Genomic DNA, 21,105 nt, shown 5'->3' with positions numbered 1-21,105 from the left:
CGAACGGGCTCATGACCACACAGATCACGAGCGCCCGGCCCGCCGCCGGACCCCGCAAGGGGACCCGGCGGCGGCCGCCCGCCTCGTCCGCGACGAAGGTGGGCCGCCCCGGCTTCGCCTGGGCGCTGCCCGCCGCAGTGTTCTTCTCCCTCTTCGCGATCGTCCCGCTGATCATGGTGGCGGTGCTGTCCTTCATGAGCTGGGACGGCCTCAGCTCGCCCGAGTTCGTCGGCATGGACAACTGGTCGCGCCTGATGGACGACCCGGTGATGCTGAAGAGCATCTGGCTGACCCTGCTGCTGACCGCGCTCGGCGTGGTCATGCAGACCCCGCTGAGCATCCTGCTCGGCGTCTGGGCCGCCGGTCACCAGCGCAACCGCGCCGTCCTCTCGGTCATCTACTTCATCCCGCTGCTGCTGTCCGCCACGGCCGTGTCCGTGCTGTGGCGGGCGCTGCTCGACCCGAACTTCGGCATCCCGGCCGACGCCACCTGGCTCTTCGGCGACGGCAACCTGTTCGGTGAACAGGCCACCGCCATCGGGGTGCTGGCGTTCGTCAGCACCTGGCAGTTCACTCCGTTCCACACGCTGATCTACCAGGGCGCCGCCCGCGCGGTCCCGCAGGTCCTGTACCAGGCGGCGGAGATCGACGGGGCGGGCCGCTACCGGCAGTTCTTCCACATCACGCTGCCGCAGCTGCGCACCTCCATGATCACCTCGATGATCCTGATGATCGTCGGCGGCCTGACCACCTTCGAGACGGTCCTCATCCTGACCCAGGGCGGCCCCGGCACCGACACCACCATCAGCGCCTACTACATGTACGACAAGGCGTTCAAGAGCTTCGACTACGGCACCGGCTCGGCGATCGCCCTGGCCCTGGTCGTCGCGGCCACGATCATCTCGCTGATCGTCGTCCGGGTCTCCGGCTACGACAAGATGCGCAGCTCGGCGGAGGGTGTGTCATGAGGCGCCGACCGAACTACCTGGCCGGCGTCGGCTCGCTCGTCTGGCTCCTCCTGGTCGGCCTGCCGCTGTACGTGATGCTCGCCGCGACCCTGCGCACCCGCCAGGACTACGCCGAGAACGGGCCGGTCTCCCTCCCGGACAGCTTCACGCTGGACAACTTCACCGGCGCCTTCGACTCGGGCTTCGGCCAGTACTTCGTCAACACACTCGTCGTCACCGCCTGCGTGATCGGCATCGTGCTGCTGCTGGTCCCGCCGCTCGCCTACGCGATCGTCCGCAGCCGCGGCAGAACCACGTCGGCGATCTTCCGGCTGTTCCTGCTCGGCCTCGCCATCCCGGCCCAGGCCGTGATCGTGCCGATGTTCTACCTGATCAGCGAAGCCGGACTGTACGACAACCTCCTCGGCGTCATCCTGCCCACGGCCGCGTTCTGCCTGCCGATGTCCGCCCTGATCCTCAGCGGCTCCATGCGCGACATCTCCCCGGAGCTGTACGAGGCCATGGCGATGGACGGCGCGAGCCCGCGGCGCATGTTCTTCCAGCTCGTCGTGCCGCTGTCCCGCGGCGGACTCTCCACGATCGTGGTGTTCTCCGCACTCCAGGCGTGGAACGGCTTCCTGTTCCCGCTCGTCCTGACCCAGTCCGAGTCCACCAAGGTGGTCACGCTGGGCCTGTACAACTTCCAGACCGCGCACGGGATCGACATCCCCGGTCTGCTGGGAGCCGTGGTGCTGTCCATGGTGCCCATCCTGCTCGTCTACCTGTTCGCCCGTCGCGCCCTGGTCCAGGGGCTGATGGGCGTCGGAGGAAAGTGACCGCCAACGTGGCCGTAGAGACCACCCCCGAAATCCCCCTGTGGAACGACCCCACCCTTCCCGTCGCCACCAGGGTCGACGCGCTCGTCGGCGCGATGACCCTCGAGGAGAAGATCGCCCAGCTCTACGGAGTGTGGGTCGGCGCCTCCGACCAGGGCGGCGAAGTCGCCCCCCACCAGCACGACATGGAGGAGGCCGTCGACCTCGACGCCCTCCTCCCCACCGGGCTGGGCCAACTCACCCGCCCCTTCGGCACCGTTCCCGTCGACCCCGCGCTCGGCGCGCTCTCCCTGATGCGCACCCAGACCCGCATCGCCGCGGCCAACCGCTTCGGCATTCCCGCCGTGGCCCACGAGGAGTGCCTGGCCGGCTTCGCCGCCTGGGGAGCCACGGCCTACCCCGTCCCGCTGTCCTGGGGCGCCACCTTCGACCCGGACGCGGTGCGCGCGATGGCCGCCGCCATCGGCCGCGACATGCGGTCCGTCGGCATCCACCAGGGCCTCGCACCCGTCCTGGACGTGGTCCGCGACGCCCGCTGGGGCCGGGTCGAGGAGACCATCGGAGAGGACCCCTACCTCGTCGGCACCATCGGGACCGCCTACGTCCAGGGCCTGGAGTCCGCCGGGATCGTCGCCACCCTGAAGCACTTCGTCGGCTACTCCGCCTCCCGCGCCGGCCGCAACCTCGCCCCCGCCTCCGTGGGCGCCCGCGAACGGGCCGACGTCCTGCTGCCGCCGTTCGAGATGGCCGTCCGCGAGGGCCGCACCCGCTCCGTGATGCACGCCTACACCGACATCGACGGCGTGCCCGCCGCGGCCGACGAGACGCTGCTGACCGGACTGCTGCGCGACACCTGGGGCTTCGACGGGACCGTCGTCGCCGACTACTTCGGCATCGCCTTCCTCAAGACTTTGCACGGCATCGCCGCCGACTGGGCCGACGCCGCGGGCGCCGCACTGGCGGCGGGCGTCGACGTGGAGCTGCCCACCGTCAAGACGTTCGGCACGCCACTCGTCGAGGCGGTCGCCGAGGGCCGTGTCCCGGAGTCACTCGTCGACCGGGCGCTGCGCCGGGTCCTCGCCCAGAAGGCGGCGCTCGGACTGCTCGACCCGGACTGGAACCCCCTCCCGCCCGCGCTCGACGGCGCCGACCTGGACGACCCGGAAGCGCTGCGCGGCCGGATCGACCTGGACCGGGCCGAGAACCGGGAACTGGCCCGCGAGGTCGCCGAGAAGGCGGTCGTGCTCCTCACCAACGACGGCACCCTGCCGCTCGCCCGGCCCCGCCGCATCGCCCTGGTCGGCCCCAACGCCGCCGAGGCGACGGCCGTACTCGGCTGCTACTCCTTCCCGCGGCACGTCGGCGTGCAGCACCCCGACGTCCCGGTCGGCATCGAACTGCCCACCCTGCACGCCGCCCTGGCCGCCGAGTTCCCCGACGCGGACATCACCGTCGCCCGCGGCACCGGCGTCGACGACGGCGACCTCTCCGGCATCGGCGAAGCGGTGGACACGGCCCGCGAGGCGGACGTCGTCGTCGCCGTCCTCGGCGACCGCGCCGGTCTGTTCGGCCGCGGCACCAGCGGCGAGGGCTGCGACGCCGAGTCCCTCGACCTGCCCGGCGCCCAGCGGCAACTCCTCGACGCGCTGCTCGACTCCGGCAAACCGGTCGTGACCGTCCTGCTCGCCGGCCGGCCCTACGCGCTCGGCCGGGCCGTGGCCGAGTCCGCGGCGATCGTGCAGTCGTTCTTCCCCGGCGAGGAGGGCACCGCCGCCCTCGCCGGTGTGCTCAGCGGGCGCACCGGTCCCTCCGGCAGGCTGCCCGTCAGCGTGCCGCGCGGTACGGGTGCCCAGCCGACCACCTATCTCGGGGCGCGGCTCGCCCACGTCAGCGACGTGTCCAACATCGACCCGACGCCCGCCTTCGGCTTCGGGCACGGACTCGCCTACACCACGTTCACCTGGAGCGACCTCGTCGCGCACACCGGGGAGGCGTCCACCGACGGCGGGTTCCGGCTCGAACTCACCGTCCGCAACACCGGCGAACGGCACGGCACCGAGGTCGTCCAGCTCTACCTGCACGACCCCGTCGCCTCCGTCGTCCAGCCGGTGCAGCGACTCGTCGGCTACACGCGCGTGCCGCTCGCCCCGGGCGAGGCCCGCCGGGTGCGCGTCGAGGTACCCGCCGACCTCGCCTCCTTCACCGGCCGCGACGGCCGGCGCGTCGTCGAACCGGGCGACCTGGAGCTGCAGTTCGCCGCGTCCAGCACCGAGCCCCGTCTGACGGCGGCGGTCGCCCTCACCGGGCCGGCACGCCGGGTCGACCACACGCGGCGGCTGCACGCCGTGTTCACGCAGGAACCCGCCGAGGGCGCCTGAGCCGCCGGCGGACGACGAGCGGTGGTCCCGCGTCCCGATGCCCGGCACCACCGCTCGCGGGCGGTTCACCGAACGACGTCGAAGACGTTCTTCTGCAGGCCGTTGGCGTAGACCTCGTGCTCGACGAGCCTCAGCCGCTGCGCGTCCTTGTCCGTGTCGCTGAACAGCCGCTTGCCCGCGCCGAGCAGGAGCGGGAACACCAGCAGGTGGTAGCGGTCGATCAGGCCGGCGTCCGACAGGCCCCGGTTCAGGGTGGCGCTGCCGTGGACGATGATCGGGCCGCCCTCGGTCTCCTTCAGCGCGGCGACCTCGTCGAGCGAGCGCAGGATCGTCGTCTCGCCCCAGTTCGTGACCAGGTCGTCCTCGGCGAGGGTGGTGGACACGACGTACTTCGGCATCACCTTGTACCGGGGGAACTCCGCCAGGTCCGGCCACACCGGGCTGAACGCCTCGTAGCTGACCCGGCCCAGCAGCAGCGCCGCGGCCTCGCTCTGCTCCCGGCCCTTGATCTCGTAGGCCTCGGGGACGAAGTCCACGTCCTTGACGGTCCACCCGGAGTTCCGGTAACCGGGCTCGCCGCCCGGCGCCTCCACCACACCGTCGAGGGAGACGAAGGCCGTGCTGATCAACGTACGCATGTGAAGTCCTTCGGTGTTCGGTTCGGGCCGTCCACCCCTTCGACCGGGAACGGGCCGAAAACTCATCGGTCCGGTCCGGACGGCGGACCCGCCCGGAGCGCGTCCAGGGCCTGAAGGGCCACGTGGAGTTCGGTGCGCTGCTCACCGGACTCCAGGTCGCGGCCGAGCAACCGCTCGATGGTACGCAGCCGCTGGTAGACGGTCTCCCGCGACAGCCCGGCCGACCGGGCGGCGACGGTCTTGTTGCCCGCGGCGTCCAGATAGCCGCGCAGGGTGGCCACCAGGCCGGTGCCGTGCCGGGCGTCGTGGTCGAGGAGTGGACCCAACTGCCGTTCCGCGTAGTCCTGGACGCGGAGGTCGTCGCGCAGCGCGAACAGCAGGCGGCGCAGCCCGATGTCCGACCGCTCGTGGAAGGAGCGGCCGGGCGGCGGCGGACGGCCGGGCTCGGTAGCCTCCGCGACCCGGCCCGCCTCGCGGAACGAGCGGGCGACGCCGGCGAGGTCACCGGCCGGCGAGCCGACACTCACGGCCGCGCCCGGAGCCGCGTCCAGCGCCGTGCGGCTCAGCCGTTCGACCGCCTCGCGCCACGGCCGGGACGGGCCCAGCGCCAGCAGCACCCCGACGCGGGTGGAGGAGAGCAGCCCGACGAGGGCCCGCGCCCCCGTCGTGGTCAGTTCCTCGGCGAGGCGCGTCTCGGCGCCCGCGGTGTCCTCCTCGGGCGGCAGGTCCGCGAGCACGGCCACGAAGGAGACGTCCTCCGCGGGCAGCCCCAGGGCCGCCACCCGGGCCCGCGCGTCCGCGGGGGAGCGGTGACGCTGTTCGACCAGGTCGCGCAGCGTGTTGCGATGGGCGGTGCGCTCCCAGGGTGTGGGGCGGGTGAGACGGGCGATGGTGAGCGCCATCGCCGTGCGCTCCAGCACCGTGACGTCCTCGGGTCCGAAGGCCCGGCCGGGCAGCATGACCACCCGGCCCCACGTCTCGCCCCGGTACTCCACCGGGGCCGCCAGCCATCCCTCGGGACCCGAGACGTCCACCCGGTCGGTGACGGGCGTGGTGCGCGAACGCCGTTCCCAGTCCGCGAGCGCGGCCCGGGCCGTGGTGCCCGAGGGCTCGCAGACCAGCGCCCGGTGGACCAGGTCCTCCAGCACGACCGTACGCCCGCCCATCTCCGACGCGGCGCGCACCACCTCCTCGGGGCCCGCGCCGCGCAGGGTGAGCGCGGTGAACGCCTCGTGGACGCGCTGCGTCCGGTGCATCGCGTCCGCCTGGTGGCCGAGGATCAGCGTGTGGACGACCTGGGTGACCTCCAGGAAGTTGACGTCCTTGGCGAGCGTGACCAGGGGCAGCCCGCGCGCACGGCAGGCCCGGACCAGCGCGTCGGGCGGCCGGTGGTAGCGGCGCACCAGCTCGATGACCAGGGCGGCGGCACCGACGGCGGCGAGTTCGTCGACGTAGCGGCGCACACCGGCGGGGTCGTCGGGCAGGGGCATACCGGTGGTGAGGACGAGTTCGCCGCCCTTGAGGAAGGAGGCGGGGTCCGTCAGTTCGGTGACGTGGACCCAGCGGACCGGACGGTCGACGTGCTCCGCGCAGGTGACCACCCGCGGATCGCCCCCGGCCAGGACGGGCAGGGCCAGGACGTCGGCCACGGTGGGCGGCCGGCCCGCCGCGCCGGGCCGCCGGTTCTCGCACACGGGTGCCTCCCTGCCCACCCTGGTCACTCTGGCAAGCGGCGTTGACCTGCGCAAGAGCGCTCGGAGCGCGGAAGGGGCGCGGGCGGGCGGCGCCGGGTGCGCCGAACGGTTGACACATCGTCCGGACACGCCGCCCCCGCCGGACAGATCAGGCGTTGCCGCGGCCGCCGCCACGGGCATGCTCGGGGGACCGCAGGAGACCGACGAGCAGGCCGGGAGACGAGCATGACCGCACTGTCGCCGCACCTTCGCCAGGCCACCCCCGTGGTGGCGGTCCGGGGCGAGGGAGTCCACCTCCACGGCGAGGACGGCCGCCGCTATCTGGACTTCACCGCCGGCATCGGCGTCACCAGCACCGGCCACTGCCACCCCAGGGTCGTGGCCGCCGCCCAGGAACAGGCCGGCACCCTGATCCACGGCCAGTACACGACCGTCATGCACCCGCCGCTGCGACGCCTGGTCGACAAGCTCGGCGAGGTGCTGCCGCAGGGCCTGGACAGCCTGTTCTTCACCAACTCCGGCAGCGAGGCGGTCGAGGCCGCCCTGCGGCTGGCCCGGCAGGCCACCGGCCGCCCCAACGTGCTGGTCTGCCACGGAGGCTTCCACGGCCGCACCGTGGCCGCCGCCTCCATGACCACCTCCGGCACCCGCTTCAGGTCCGGGTTCTCGCCCCTGATGAGCGGCGTGGTCGTCACCCCCTTCCCCACGGCCTTCCGCTACGGCTGGGACGAGGAGACCGCCACCCGCTTCGCCCTGCGGGAACTGGACTACACCCTCCAGACGATCTCCTCGCCCGCCGACACCGCCGCCGTCGTCGTCGAGCCGGTCCTCGGCGAAGGCGGGTACGTCCCCGCGAACCGCGCCTTCGTCGAAGGGCTGCGGGAGCGGGCCGACCGGCACGGCTTCCTGCTGATCCTCGACGAGGTGCAGACCGGTGTGGGCCGCACCGGCCGGTTCTGGGGACACGAGCACTTCGGCGTCACCCCCGACATCCTCGTCACCGCCAAGGGCCTGGCCAGCGGCTTCCCGCTGTCCGGCATCGCCGCCCCCGAGGAGCTGATGCGCAAGGCCTGGGCCGGCTCGCAGGGCGGCACCTACGGCGCCAACGCGGTCGCGTGCGCGGCGGCCTGCGCCACACTGGACGTCGTACGCGACGAGAAGCTCGTCGAGAACGCCGAGGCGATGGGCGCGCGCCTGCGCCACGGACTGGAGGCCGTCGCGGCCCGTACACCGGCCGTCGGCGACGTACGGGGCATGGGGTTGATGCTGGCGAGCGAGTTCGTCACCGAGGACGGCGAGCCGGACCCCGAGACCGCCGCCCGGGTGCAGCGGGCCGCCGTCGACGAGGGCCTGCTGCTCCTGCTCTGCGGGGCCTGGAACCAGGTGGTGCGGATGATCCCGGCCCTGGTGATCGACGAGACGGCCGTGGACGAGGGGCTCCGGGCATGGGCCGCCGCCGTCGAGTCCGGCACGCGGGGAGGCCGGTCATGAGCGGCACTCCCACCCGACTGTTCGTCGGCGGCGCCTGGGTGGACGCCGTGGACGGCGCCGTCATGGCCGTGGACGACCCCGCGACCGGCGAGATCCTCGCCCACGTCGCCGACGCGGGACCCAAGGACGCCCGGCTCGCCGAGGAGGCGGCGGTCCAGGCGCAGCGGGAGTGGGCCCGTACGGCACCGAGGGCGCGCAGCGAGATCCTGCGCCGGGCGTACGAGATCGTCCTGGAGCGCACCGACGCGCTCGCGCGCCTGATGACCTCCGAGATGGGCAAGCCGCTGGCCGAGGCCCGGGGCGAGGTGGCGTACGCCGCCGAGTTCTTCCGCTGGTTCTCGGAGGAGGCCGTACGGATCGACGGCGGCCACGGCGTCCTGCCCGACGGACGCCACCGCATGCTGCTCTCCCGGCGCCCGGTCGGCCCCTGTCTGCTGATCACCCCGTGGAACTTCCCGCTCGCCATGGGCGCCCGCAAGATCGGCCCCGCGATCGCGGCCGGCTGTACGACGGTGCTCAAGCCGGCCCCGCAGACCCCGCTCTCCGGCCTGGCCCTCGCCGCGGTCCTCGAGGAGGCGGGGCTGCCGGACGGGGTGCTGAACGTCGTCACCACCTCCAGGGCGGGGGAGGTGTGCGAACCGCTGCTGCGGGGCGGGCAGATCCGCAAGCTGTCGTTCACCGGCTCGACGGCCGTCGGGCGGCTGCTCCTCGCCCAGTGCGCGGACACGGTCGTACGGACCTCGATGGAGCTGGGCGGCAACGCGCCGTTCGTGGTCTTCGACGACGCGGACCTGGACGCGGCCGTGGACGGCGCGATGGTCGCCAAGATGCGCAACATGGGCGAGGCCTGCACCGCCGCCAACCGCTTCTTCGTGCACCGCTCGGTGGCCGGGGAGTTCGCCGACCGGCTGGCCCGGCGGATGGGGGCGCTCGTGGTGGGCCCGGGCACCGGCGACGGCGTCGACGTCGGCCCGCTCATCGACGCCGCCGGACGCGCCAAGGTCGAGGAACTCGTCGCCGACGCGGTGGAGCGCGGCGCCCGGGTGCTGGTCGGCGGCCACACGCCCGAGGGGCCGGGCTGCTTCTACCCGCCCACCGTGCTCACCGACGTGTCCCCGGAGAGCCGGCTGATGGGCACGGAGATCTTCGGGCCGGTCGCGGCGGTCCTCGCCTTCGACGACGAGGACGAGGTCGTCCGCCGGGCCAACGACACCCCCTGGGGGCTCGTCGGATACGTCTTCACCGAGGGCCTGGACCGGGCCATGCGGGTCAGTGAACGCCTGGAGGTGGGCATGGTCGGGCTCAACACCGGCCTGGTCTCCAATCCCGCGGCGCCCTTCGGCGGCGTCAAGCAGTCGGGGCTCGGCCGGGAGGGCGGCCGGGTCGGGATCGAGGAGTTCCTGGAGTACCAGTACGTGGCGCTGCCGACGGGGTGACGCGGTCGACGCGGGACGGGGCTTTGCATGGTCATGCGTAATCATGCATACTCTTCCTATGTCCAAGGTCCTCACCTCCCTCCCCACCGGCGAGCGCGTCGGTATCGCCTTCTCGGGCGGCCTCGACACCTCCGTCGCGGTCGCGTGGATGCGTGACAAGGGCGCCGTCCCGTGCACGTACACCGCCGACATCGGTCAGTACGACGAGCCCGACATCGCCTCGGTGCCCGACCGTGCCAAGACGTACGGCGCCGAGGTCGCGCGCCTGGTCGACTGCCGCGAGGCGCTGGTCGAGGAGGGACTGGCCGCGCTCACCTGCGGGGCGTTCCACATCCGCTCGGGCGGCCGGGCCTACTTCAACACCACGCCGCTCGGCCGTGCCGTCACGGGCACCCTCCTCGTCCGGGCGATGCTCGAGGACAACGTCCAGATCTGGGGCGACGGCTCCACGTTCAAGGGCAACGACATCGAGCGGTTCTACCGGTACGGCCTGCTCGCCAACCCGCAGCTGCGGATCTACAAGCCGTGGCTGGACGCGGACTTCGTGACCGAACTGGGCGGCCGCAAGGAGATGTCGGAGTGGCTGGTCGCCCACGACCTGCCCTACCGGGACTCCACCGAGAAGGCGTACTCCACCGACGCCAACATCTGGGGCGCCACCCACGAGGCCAAGACCCTCGAGCACCTCGACACCGGCGTGGAGACCGTGGAGCCCATCATGGGCGTGCGGTTCTGGGACCCGTCGGTCGAGATCGCCCCCGAGGACGTGACCATCGGCTTCGACCAGGGCCGCCCGGTGACGATCAACGGCAAGGAGTTCGCCTCCGCGGTCGACCTGGTGATGGAGGCCAACGCCGTCGGCGGCCGCCACGGCATGGGCATGTCCGACCAGATCGAGAACCGGATCATCGAGGCGAAGAGCCGCGGCATCTACGAGGCGCCCGGCATGGCCCTGCTGCACGCGGCCTACGAGCGCCTGGTCAACGCCATCCACAACGAGGACACCCTCGCGCAGTACCACACCGAGGGACGGCGCCTGGGCCGGCTGATGTACGAGGGCCGCTGGCTCGACCCGCAGTCCCTGATGATCCGCGAGTCGCTGCAGCGCTGGGTCGGCTCGGCGATCACCGGGGAGGTCACCCTGCGGCTGCGGCGCGGTGAGGACTACTCGATCCTCGACACCACGGGTCCGGCGTTCAGCTACCACCCGGACAAGCTGTCCATGGAGCGCACCGAGGACTCCGCGTTCGGCCCGGTGGACCGGATCGGCCAGCTCACCATGCGCAACCTGGACATCGCCGACTCCCGCGCCAAGCTGGAGCAGTACGCCGGGCTCGGTCTGATCGGCACCGCCAACCCCGCGATCGGTGCCGCCCAGGCCGCCGCGACCGGGCTGATCGGCGCCATGCCCGAGGGCGGCGCCCAGGCCATCGCCTCCCGCGGCGAGGTCTCCGCCGACGACGAACTGCTCGACCGCGCCGCGATGGAGTCCGGCACGGACTGACCGTCCCCCTCCCCGGGGAACCCCGCACCGGCAAGGGCCGGCTCGACGCCTGAGGGCGCCGGGCCGGCCCTTCCGTTTCTCTCCCTCGCGCACGGCTTGCGTGCGTTGCGGGCTTCCAGCGGCCTGTTCCTCTCGCGGCGGCCTTTGATGCCCAGTTCACGCCAACGCAAGTGTTTCGCAACCCACGCAAGTCGTTTACGTATCAACTCCGGGCTCATCCACGACCGTTGACAAACGGGTGACGCGCTAGAAACCTGATGACGCACTTTCCGCAAAGAATCGACTGTACTGCTCAATTGGCGCGCAGAGTCGGTGCTTCTCCTCAACTGCCGGTCCGTCGCGCCCTCCCCGACTCCCCACGGAACAGAGGACCCCCATGAGACGGAGATCCCTCGGCCGGCGAACGCTCACGGGCGCCGCCGTCGCCGGGCTGATGACGGTCGGGCTGCTGCCACTGCCCCTGGCCACCGCGCACGCGGCGACGGACCGGGCGACGGCCGCCGCCGACGTCAACCTGGCCCTCGGCCGCCCGGCCACGGCGGGCGGCTCGCACGGCGCGTACCCGGCGGGCAACGCCACCGACGGACAGCAGGCCACCTACTGGGAGGGACCGGCCGGAACCTTCCCCGAGTGGCTCCAGGTCGACCTCGGCACCGCCCGCGACCTCGACCGGGTCGTCCTCAAACTGCCCGCCGGCTGGGAGGACCGGACCCAGACCCTCTCCCTGCGGGGCAGCACCGACGGCTCCACGTTCCGCACCCTCGACGCCTCGGACGCACGGGCGTTCGGACCGGCACAGGCCGGCACCGTCGCCGTCGACCTCGACTCACCCGCCGAGGCCCGTTACGTCCGCGTCGACATCACCGGCAACACCGGCTGGAACGCCGCCCAACTGGCCGAACTGGAGGTGTACGGCGACGACGTCGACACCGGCCCGCCGCCCACCGGCACCAACCTCGCCCGCAACAAGCCCGCCGAGGCCACCTCCACCACCCAGAACTACGTCGCCGCCAACGCCACCGACGACTCCACCTCCACGTACTGGGAGGCCGCCGGCAACCCGGCCGACCTCACCGTGAAGCTCGGCGCCGACGCCGACATCAGCGGTGTCGTCGTCAAGCTCAACCCCGACCCGGTGTGGTCCGCCCGCACCCAGAGCATCCAGGTGCTCGGCCGGGCGCAGGGCGAGAGCGAGTTCACCTCGCTGCGCGAGCGCGCCGACTACGCCTTCAGCCCGGGCCAGGACAACGCGGTGACCCTCCCGGTCAGCGGCCGGTTCTGCGACGTACGGCTCCGGTTCTTCTCCAACACCGGCGCATCCGGCGGCCAGGTCGCCGAGTTCCAGGTCCTCGGCACCGCCGCACCCGCGCCCGACCTGACCGTCACCGGCCTCGACTGGTCGCCCGCCGCCCCGAGCGAGCGCGACGAGGTCACCGTGAACGCCACGGTTCGCAACGCCGGCACCGCGCCCTCCCAGGCCACCACCGCCGAGGTCACCGTGGAGGGCACCACGTCCGGCAGCGCCGCGGTCCCCGCGCTCGACCCCGGCGAGTCCGCCGAGGTCGCCGTCGCCACCGGCACCCACGCGGCCGGCAGCTACGCGGTCGCCGCGGTCGTCGACCCGAGGGACACCGTCGCCGAACTGGACGACACCAACAACAGCCGCGCCGCCACCGACCGCCTCGTCGTCGACCGGGCACCCGGACCCGACCTCGAAGTGCGCTCCATCACCACCAACCCGGCCAACCCGGCCGTCGGCGCCGAGGTCTCCTTCACCGTCGCCGTGCACAACCGCGGCACCAGCGCCGTCGAGGCGGGCACGGTGACCCGGATCCAGGCCGGCTCCACCACCCTGGACGGCACCACCGGGCAGATCGCGGCCGGCGCCACGGTGAACGTGCCGGTCAGCGGCGTCTGGAAGGCGACGAGCGGCGGGGTCACCCTCACCGCCACCGCCGACGCCACCGCCCGGGTCGCCGAGACCAACGAGAACAACAACGTGCTCGCCAAGTCCCTCGTCGTCGGACGCGGCGCCGCCGTGCCGTACACCGAGTACGAGGCGGAGGACGGCCGCTACGACGGCACCCTGCTCACCACCGACGCCAAGCGCACCTTCGGACACACCAATTTCGGCACCGAGTCCTCGGGCCGCGAGTCCGTCCGGCTCGACTCGGCCGGCCAGTACGTCGAGTTCACCTCCACCACCCCCACCAACTCCATCGTGGTGCGCAACTCCATCCCCGACGCCCCGGGCGGCGGCGGAGCCGAGGCCACCATCAGCCTCTACGCCGACGGCGCGTTCGTGCAGAAGCTCAACCTCTCGTCCAAGCACAGCTGGCTGTACGGCAGCACCGACGACCCCGAGGGCCTCACCAACCGGCCCGGCGGCGACGCCCGGCGCCTCTTCGACGAGTCCCACGCGCTCCTCGACCGGACCTTCCCGCAGGGCACCGAGTTCCGCCTCCAGCGCGACGCCGGTGACTCGGCCGCCTACTACGTCATCGACCTGATCGACCTGGAGCAGGTCGCGCCCGCGAAGGCCAAGCCCGCCGAGTGCACCTCCATCACCGAGTACGGGGCCGTCCCCGGCGACGGACTCGACGACACCGACGCCATCCAGCGCGCCGTCACCGATGACCAGAACGGCAGGATCGACTGCGTGTGGATCCCCGCCGGGCAGTGGCGCCAGGAGCAGAAGATCCTCACCGACGACCCGCTCGACCGCGGCCAGTACAACCAGGTCGGCATCAGCGACGTCACGATCCGGGGCGCCGGCATGTGGCACTCCCAGCTCCACACCCTGACCCCGCCGCAGGAGGCCGGCGGCATCAACCACCCGCACGAGGGCAACTTCGGCTTCGACATCGACGACAACACGCAGATCTCCGACCTCGCCGTCTTCGGCTCGGGCACCATCCGCGGCGGCGACGGCAACGCGGAGGGCGGCGTCGGGCTCAACGGCCGCTTCGGCAAGAACACCAAGATCAGCAACGTGTGGATCGAGCACGCCAACGTCGGCGTCTGGGTCGGCCGCGACTACTCGAACATCCCCGAGCTGTGGGGCCCCGCCGACGGCCTGGAGTTCACCGGCATGCGCATCCGGGACACCTACGCCGACGGCATCAACTTCTCCAACGGCACCCGCGACTCCACCGTCTACAACTCCTCCTTCCGCACCACCGGCGACGACTCGCTCGCGGTCTGGGCCAACAAGTACGTGAAGGACCCGTCCGTGGACATCGGCCACGACAACCACTTCCGCAACAACACGATCCAGCTGCCGTGGCGGGCCAACGGCATCGCGGTGTACGGCGGTCACGGCAACACCGTCGAGAACAACGTCGTCTCCGACACCATGAACTACCCCGGCATCATGCTCGCCACCGACCACGACCCGCTGCCCTTCTCCGGGCAGACCCTCATCGCGGGCAACGCCCTGCACCGCACGGGCGGCGCGTTCTGGAACGAGGACCAGGAGTTCGGCGCCATCACCCTCTTCGCGCAGGGCCAGGACATCCCGGGGGTGACCATCCGGGACACCGAGATCCTCGACTCGACCTACGACGGCATCCAGTTCAAGACCGGCGGTGGCGCGATGCCGGACGTGAGGATCGAGAACGTCCGCATCGACAAGTCCAACAACGGATCCGGCATCCTCGCGATGGGCGGCGCCCGGGGCAGCGCCACCCTGACCGACGTCACGATCACCGACTCGGCCAAGGAGGACGTGCGGATCGAACCCGGCTCCCAGTTCCGCGTCAACCGGTAGACGCCGGGCCCGGGCAGCGATCAGTGCGAGGACGTCCGGCGGCGCGGAGCACCAGCGCGTCGCCGGACCTCCTCCGCGCCCCGGATGCGGTCCGGCGACCGTTCGACCGGGACGCGCGTGTCGTCCTCGAGGCGCTCGGCGTTCAGTTCCTCCACCGCGCCGAGCGCGTCACCGATCGTCGCGTAGTCCACCGCGATGAAGTTGACCGGTCTGCCGCGCTGCCGCTCACAGGTGTGCGCCCGCTCCAGCACCCGTTGCCGCGAGTTGACGACCCCGGCGTCGAGGCGCAGTCCGCCGCCCGCCGTGACGAAGTGGTTGAGCAGGAACAGCCGCTTGTCCGCGCCGCCCCGGTTGGGCAGGCAGGACATCTCGTCCGGGCTGCGGAAGGCGAAGGGCGTCTCCATGGCGTACCGGTACAGGTTCCGGTACCAGGGCGCGGGCCCGTCCGCCTTCTCGGCGAAGACGACCAGCCGCCGGCCGCTGTCGATCATGTCCTTGAGCTTCGGCCACGGGCGGTCCGGGTCCGTGTCCGGCTCGTACAGCAGGTCCAAGAGCCCGGCCCGGACGAATGCGTCCTGGGTCGTCACCGCGTCCACGCCGTCCTGGAGTACCAGCGTGACGACCTCCGTGGGGTTGTCCCGCAGCCACTCACCGATCTGCCGCAGCGTCGGCACCAGTTCGAGCGCCCCGGCGCCGCACACCGAGTGGCACAGCCACAGGCCGGAGTGGGGCGGGTTGACCCGCTCCAGGATCCCCGTCAGCCGACGGCGCTCGGCGGGGGAGAAGTCCGAGGTGCTCAGCCGCTCCGCCACCTCCTCGGGCCGCTCCCAGCGGTGCGTGTCGAGGAGCAGGACCCGCGATCCCGCGCCCAGCTGGCCGACGATGTCGGGGTCCTGGAGGGGGCCGATGAACCGGTCGGCCGTCGTGGCCATCGCGTTGTGCGACGCCAGCTGGGCGATCTCGTCGTAGCGGGCGTCGCACAACTCGGCGCTGCCCTGGCAGATGCGCGGGGAGGACCCGGTGATCGCCACCGGCGCCAGCATCGTCCCGACGAGCGCGAAGGCGGTGACGGCGAAGGTCAGCGCCGGGACGTGTCGCGGGTCGGTGAGGACCGGCACGCTGGGCCGCGTCTGCCAGGCCCAGCCCACGGCGATCAGCAGGGCGCCCGCGGCGAGCAGGATCACCGCGACGACGACGGCCGTGGTGAGCAGCCGGTCCACGGCGGCGGCCTCGATGTCGGCGAGCAGCCCCGACGCCGCCGGGGGCCACGAGGGCGGGGTGCCCAACAGCGAGTCGCCCAGCGTGAGCCGCAGCACGAGCACCGTCAACGCCATCAGCGACGCGGCGGCGGCCGGCACCCAGCCGAGCGGCATCAGCCGGCGCTTGGCCGGTGAGGGTGTGGAGAACCACAGCAGGGCGAGCGCGGCGGCGCACAGCACGGCCGCCGCCGGTTCCACCACGTCCTGGAAGAGCCGCGTGACGTTGCGGGCACGGTTCAGCGGCGCCAGCGCCTCGGCCCGGGGATCGATGTCGACGGTCACGACCCACGTGCCCGCCCTCGCCTCCCGCAGCAGCTCCTCGGCGGTGTCCCGGACCTGTTCGGTCAGGGCGACCGGCGCGAGCGCGGCCAGGGCCGAGGCCACGTCGCCCCGGTCCAGCGCCGTCCGCACGGTGGGCCGGAGACCGGCCCGCGAGCCGTCCGGCACCAGCGTCATCAGCGCGTCGGTGGCCGCGACGGCCTGACCGTGGGAGAGCGGCAGCGTCGGCAGCTCGTCCAGCGGTGCCTCACCGGCCACCACCCGTGCCACCAGTTCGGACAGGCGCTGCACGAAGGCCTGGAAGTCGGGTTCGGACCGCTTCTGCAGCGCGGCGACGGCATCACCGAAGTACGCCTGGCTGAGCCGCTCGACGTTGGCGACGACGGGCTCCAGGTCGACCGTGATCCGCAGCCGGTCGCGGTCGCCCTCCAGGTAGTGGACCATCTCCGCGATCTGCCCCTCGCCCATGGTCCGCAGCGTCTCGGGCGGAATCACGACCTTCAGGTTGGAGGTGATGGTCGACTGCGGGACGGGCAGCCGCTCCAGCAGGTCGCTGGTGAAGGGCGAACTGCCCGGGTCCACCAGCACCTCGTCGTAGAACCGCTGGTAGGCCCGCTCGTCCTCCAGCACCTGGTCGTAGAACCCGGCGTCGAGCACCGTACTGCGCACGACGGCCGCCGCGGCCAGGACGGTCAGGCTCAGCACCGCCACGCACCACGCCAGCACCTCGACCCAGGGCGAGCGCCGAACCAGTGCGTTCATGGAACCATTCTCGTATCAGCCGACCGTCGTGCCGCACGGTGCCCGGGCGGGGCACCCTCACACGCATGCCCCGGCCCGGGCCGGCCGATACCCGTCAGTTTCCGCGTCCGGCCTCCGCCGGGGCGGCGCTCTCCTGCGGATGGACGCAGTGCCACCGATGTCCCTCGGCGCCCTCCGTCGCCGCCGGGAAGGCGGTGGCGCAGGCGTCGTCCGCCTTCCAGCAGCGGGTCCGGAACGGGCAGCCGGACGGCGGGTTGGTGGCCGAGGGTACCGGACCGTGCAGCACGATCCGCTCGGGGCGCTCCAGCAGGCTCGGCGTCGCGGAGAGCAGCGCCTCGGTGTACGGGTGGCGGGAGGCACCGGACACCTCGGCGGCGCCGCCCTCCTCGACCACACGGCCCAGGTACAGCACCGCGATGCGGTCCGCGAGATAGCGCACCGTCTGCACGTCGTGCGAGATGAACACCATGCCGAGCCCGAGCCGGGCGCGCAGGTCCACCAGCAGGTTGAGGATCTGGGCGCGGACCGACACGTCCAGGGCGCTGGTGGGCTCGTCCGCGACGATCAGCTCCGGCTCAAGCGCCAGGGCGCGCGCGATGGCCACGCGCTGGCGCTGACCGCCGGACAGCTGGCCCGGCAGCGCGTCCAGGGTGTGGCCGGGCAGTCCGACCAGTTCGAGGAGTTCCTCCACCCGCGCCTCCCGCTCGGCCCGCGTGCCGCGCCGGTGCACGTCCAGCGGGTCGCGCAGGATCCGGCGCACCGGCAGCCTCGGGTTGAGGGCGGTGGAGGCGTCCTGGAAGACCACGCCGACCGAGGCCCCGAACCCGGTACGGCGCTCGGCGGCGCCCATCGTCCACAGGTCCTGCCCACGGAAGTACACGTGTCCCTCGGTGGGGCGCTGCAGCCCGGTCACCACGCGGGCCAGCGTGGACTTGCCGCAGCCCGACTCGCCGACGAGACCCAGGATCTCGCCGCGCCGGACCTCCAGGGAGGCGTCGGTGAGGGCGTGCACGGAGTCCCGGCGCAGGATGCCGCCGCTGCGGGCCCTGTGCCGTACGTGGATGCGGTCGAGCCGGACGAGTGGGTCCATGGTGCTGTCCTCGGTGGCGGTCATCGGGCTCCCTCCAGAGACTTCGCCGACCCGCTCGCGGACGCCGGACGGTGCGCGGACGCCGGGTGGTGGCAGGCGAAGAGGTGGTCGAGGCCGGCGTCCCGGTCGGTGGCGGGCGGCGGGGTGGTGGCGCACAGGTCGCTGGCGGCGGCGCAGCGCGACGCGAACCGGCAGCCCGGACCGAACGCCTTCGGGGCCGGCACCACACCGCGGATCTGGTGCAGCCGCTCGGCACCCGACTCCAGGGAGACCACCGAGCCGAGCAGCCCCCGGCTGTAGTGGTGCGCCGGGTCGGTCAGCAGCGCGCGGGTGTCACCGGCCTCGGCGACCTGACCGGCGTACATGACCGCGACCCGGTGGGCGAGGTCGCCGACCAGGGCCAGGTCGTGGGAGACGAGGACCATCGCGAAGCCGAGTTCGTCGCGGAGCCGGACCAGCAGCTCGACGACCTGGGCCTGCACGGTGACGTCGAGGGCGGTGGTCGGCTCGTCGGCGATGAGCAGGCGCGGGCTGCGGGACAGGGCCATCGCGATCAGCACCCGCTGGCGCTGCCCGCCGGACAGTTCGTGCGGGTAGCTGCGCAGGGTGCGCTCGGGGGAGAGGCCGACCAGTTCGAGCAGCTCGGCGGGGGTGCGGGTGCCGCCGCGGGAGGTGAGCCACTTCAGCTGGGTGCCGATCAGCACGGACGGGTTCAGGGACGACATGGCGTCCTGGTAGACCATCGCGATCTCCGGACCCATCAGCGCCCGGCGCTCCTTGGGCGCCAGCTTCAGCAGGTCCCGGCCCCGGTAGAGGATCTCGCCCCCGGCCTCGGCGTTGCGGGCCAGCAGGCCCATGATCGCGAGGCTGGTGATCGACTTGCCGCAGCCCGACTCGCCGACCAGGCCGAGGGTCTCGCCCTCGCGGACGGTGAACGAGATGCCGTCGACGACGCGGGTGTCGCCGTACCGGTCCGGGAAGCGGATGGACAGGTCCCGTACGACCAGCAGGTCGGCCGCGTCCTCGGCGAGCGGCGGCACGGCGGGCTCCATGGCCTCCAGCCGGGTCGCCAGCTCGGCGAGCGCGGCGTTGACCTCGGCCTCGTCCGTCGCGGGAGCGGGGGCGCCGGCGTTGTCGTCGGCGTCGGTGCCGCCGGTGCGCGAGCGGTCCGGGGAGGCGGCGGCGTCGGTCATGCCCTCCGAGAGCACGTTCAGCGCGAGCACCGTGACCAGTACGCACAGGCCGGGGAAGAGGGTCGCCCACCAGCCGCCGGACAGCAGGATCTGCCGGCCGTAGGCCAGCACGCTGCCCCAGCTCGGGTCGGGGTCCTGCACACCGGCGCCGATGAAGGACAGGCTCGCCTCGAAGATGATGGAGTCGGCCACCATGACCGTCGCGAACACCAGGATCGGCGCCGCGCAGTTGACGGCGACGTGCCGGGCCACGATGTAGCCGCGGCGGGCGCCGATGACCCGCTCGGCGGCGACGTAGTCCTCGCCGTACTGCTCCAGCACGTTGGCCCGCACCACGCGGGCGAGCGAGGGCGAGTAGACGAACGCGATGGTGAAGATGATGACCGGCACGCTGGGCCCGAAGACCGCGACGAGCACGGCGGCCAGCGCGATCGGCGGGAAGGACATCACGACGTCGAGCGTGCGCATCACCGACTCGTCGGCGAGCTTGCGCGAGGTGGCCGCCAGCGCGCCCAGGGCGGAGCCGAGGACCAGGGCGAGCAGGGTCGCGCCGAGGCCGATGACCAGGGAGTAGCGCGCACCGTGCACGACGCGGGCGAACACGTCGCGCCCGGCCCGGTCGGTGCCGAACCAGTGGTCGGCGCCCGGCGCCTGCGCGGGGATGCCGGTGGCGAGCGGGTCCTGGGTGAGCAGCGGCGCGAACACCGCGCCGAGCACCACCACGAGGAGGATGCCGAGGGCGATCCGGGAGGGCACGGGCAGCCGGCGCAGGCGGGTGCCGGGCCGGGCGAGACGCCCGGCGAGGGAGCGTGGAGCGAACATCACACCGTCCTGATGCGCGGGTTGACGAGCAGGTAGAGCAGGTCGACGACGACGTTGACCGCGAGGAAGGCGATCGCGATGGTGAGCACGGTGCCCTGGACCAGACCGACGTCGCCGCCGTTGACACCCTCGAGGATCAGCTTGCCCATGCCGGGCAGGTCGAAGATCGCCTCGATGACGACGGCGCCGCTGAGCATGTAGCCGACCTTGACGCCGAGCACGGTCAGCGGGGTGACCAGGGCGTTGCGCAGCACCGACCGGATGATCAGGAACGGCGGCAGGCCGCTGCCCTTGGCGGTGCGCACGTAGTCGCGGTCGAGTTCGGTGACCATCGAGGTGCGGATGAGGCGGGCCAGCGAGGAGGCGACGGGCAGGGCGAGGGAGAACGCGGGCAGCGCCATGCTCTCGATCCAGCCGGAGAAGGAGTCGGCCGGGTTGACGTAGCCGCCGGTCGGGAAGAGCGGCATGTTCAGCGCGAACTGCTGGATGAGCAGCACACCGATCCAGAACGAGGGCAGCGCGATGCCGGCCATCGACAGCACCCGGAAGACCTGGTCCGGCCAGCGGTCGCGGTAGACGGCACTGAGGACACCGAAGACCAGCGCCAGCACGACGGCGAGCGCGAGGCCGAGCAGGGTCAGCTGCAGCGTGAGCGGGAACGCGGTGGCGATCCGGTCGGTGATGGGCTGACTGGGCGACATCGTGACGCCGAGGTCCCCCCGCACCAGATCGCCGAGGAAGGCGAAGTAGCGCACGGGCAGGGGGTCGTTGAGACCGTTGGCCTCGGCGAACGCCGCTCGCGCCTCGGGGCTCGCCGACTCGCCCAGCGCGTTGTACGCGGGGTCGGTCGGCGAGAACTGGAGGACCACGAAGACCAGCAGCGCGATGCCGAGGACCATCACCGGCATCATCGCGACGCGGCGCAGCGCGAGCCGGAGGAATGCAACCATCGTGAGGTTCCTAGCGATTGGGGCGGGGGCCGCCGTCCGCGGTGGCGCGGTGGCGGC

At 72.5% G+C, this 21,105-nt stretch carries 13 protein-coding genes; 7 read left to right on the top strand and 6 right to left on the bottom strand.

Annotated features, from left to right (window positions below):
• The first annotated feature begins 11 nt into the window (after window positions 1-11).
• The 3 genes from BJ961_RS21995 to BJ961_RS21985 are packed head-to-tail and all read left to right on the top strand — an operon-like array spanning window position 12 to window position 4,161.
• A complete protein-coding gene (locus BJ961_RS21995) occupies window positions 12-968 on the top strand; it encodes a carbohydrate ABC transporter permease (RefSeq protein ID WP_271414524.1) in 957 nt (318 codons plus the stop codon).
• The gene (locus tag BJ961_RS21990) at window positions 965-1,783 is read left to right on the top strand and encodes a carbohydrate ABC transporter permease (protein ID WP_271414523.1); all 819 of its coding nucleotides are present in this window, start codon (window positions 965-967) and stop codon (window positions 1,781-1,783) included. The genes BJ961_RS21995 and BJ961_RS21990 overlap by 4 nt, the downstream gene beginning before the upstream one ends.
• A complete protein-coding gene (locus BJ961_RS21985; protein WP_271414522.1) occupies window positions 1,780-4,161 on the top strand; it encodes a beta-xylosidase/alpha-l-arabinosidase in 2,382 nt (793 codons plus the stop codon). Before BJ961_RS21990 ends, BJ961_RS21985 begins: the two co-directional genes overlap by 4 nt.
• Window positions 4,162-4,226: 65 nt before the next feature.
• On the opposite strand, the gene BJ961_RS21980 is transcribed toward BJ961_RS21985, so the two are convergent.
• Together BJ961_RS21980 and BJ961_RS21975 are read right to left on the bottom strand one after the other, a co-directional pair.
• A complete protein-coding gene (locus tag BJ961_RS21980; protein WP_271414521.1) occupies window positions 4,227-4,799 on the bottom strand; it encodes a dihydrofolate reductase family protein in 573 nt (190 codons plus the stop codon).
• 62 nt (window positions 4,800-4,861) lie between these two features.
• Window positions 4,862-6,493, bottom strand: coding sequence for a PucR family transcriptional regulator (locus tag BJ961_RS21975; RefSeq protein WP_271414520.1), 1,632 nt, complete (start codon window positions 6,491-6,493; stop codon window positions 4,862-4,864).
• A 225-nt stretch (window positions 6,494-6,718) separates the two neighbouring features.
• On the opposite strand from BJ961_RS21975, the gene BJ961_RS21970 reads away from it, so the two are divergent.
• The 4 genes from BJ961_RS21970 to BJ961_RS21955 all read left to right on the top strand — a co-directional run bounded on the left by BJ961_RS21970 (window position 6,719) and on the right by BJ961_RS21955 (window position 14,693).
• Window positions 6,719-7,984 (top strand): aspartate aminotransferase family protein, encoded by a 1,266-nt coding sequence (locus tag BJ961_RS21970; RefSeq protein ID WP_271414519.1) that lies wholly within the window; start codon window positions 6,719-6,721, stop codon window positions 7,982-7,984.
• Window positions 7,981-9,420 (top strand): NAD-dependent succinate-semialdehyde dehydrogenase, encoded by a 1,440-nt coding sequence (locus tag BJ961_RS21965; RefSeq protein WP_271414518.1) that lies wholly within the window; start codon window positions 7,981-7,983, stop codon window positions 9,418-9,420. Before BJ961_RS21970 ends, BJ961_RS21965 begins: the two co-directional genes overlap by 4 nt.
• 58 nt (window positions 9,421-9,478) lie before the next feature.
• Window positions 9,479-10,924, top strand: coding sequence for an argininosuccinate synthase (argG, locus tag BJ961_RS21960; RefSeq protein ID WP_271414517.1), 1,446 nt, complete (start codon window positions 9,479-9,481; stop codon window positions 10,922-10,924).
• A gap of 376 nt (window positions 10,925-11,300) precedes the next feature.
• Window positions 11,301-14,693, top strand: coding sequence for a CARDB domain-containing protein (locus BJ961_RS21955; protein ID WP_271414516.1), 3,393 nt, complete (start codon window positions 11,301-11,303; stop codon window positions 14,691-14,693).
• 20 nt (window positions 14,694-14,713) lie between these two features.
• Here BJ961_RS21955 and BJ961_RS21950 read toward each other — a convergent pair whose 3' ends face one another.
• From BJ961_RS21950 to BJ961_RS21935, 4 genes are all read right to left on the bottom strand, one after another.
• Window positions 14,714-16,993: a PI-PLC domain-containing protein gene (locus BJ961_RS21950; protein WP_271414515.1), complete on the bottom strand. Its 2,280-nt coding sequence runs from the start codon at window positions 16,991-16,993 to the stop codon at window positions 14,714-14,716.
• Window positions 16,994-17,087: 94 nt separating this feature from the next.
• Complete coding sequence (locus BJ961_RS21945; RefSeq protein WP_271414514.1) at window positions 17,088-18,107, bottom strand: oligopeptide/dipeptide ABC transporter ATP-binding protein; 1,020 nt, start codon at window positions 18,105-18,107, stop codon at window positions 17,088-17,090.
• Window positions 18,104-20,098, bottom strand: a complete 1,995-nt coding sequence (locus BJ961_RS21940) for a dipeptide/oligopeptide/nickel ABC transporter permease/ATP-binding protein (RefSeq protein ID WP_271414513.1) — start codon at window positions 20,096-20,098, stop codon at window positions 18,104-18,106. Before BJ961_RS21940 ends, BJ961_RS21945 begins: the two co-directional genes overlap by 4 nt.
• Window positions 20,098-21,048, bottom strand: coding sequence for an ABC transporter permease (locus tag BJ961_RS21935; protein WP_271414512.1), 951 nt, complete (start codon window positions 21,046-21,048; stop codon window positions 20,098-20,100). The genes BJ961_RS21940 and BJ961_RS21935 overlap by 1 nt, the downstream gene beginning before the upstream one ends.
• Window positions 21,049-21,105: the final 57 nt, after the last annotated feature.

Source organism: Streptomyces lienomycini (assembly GCF_027947595.1).
Lineage (GTDB): Bacteria > Actinomycetota > Actinomycetes > Streptomycetales > Streptomycetaceae > Streptomyces > Streptomyces lienomycini.
Note: the sequence above shows the minus strand (reverse complement) of the source record. Positions and strands in the feature narration are given on the sequence as shown.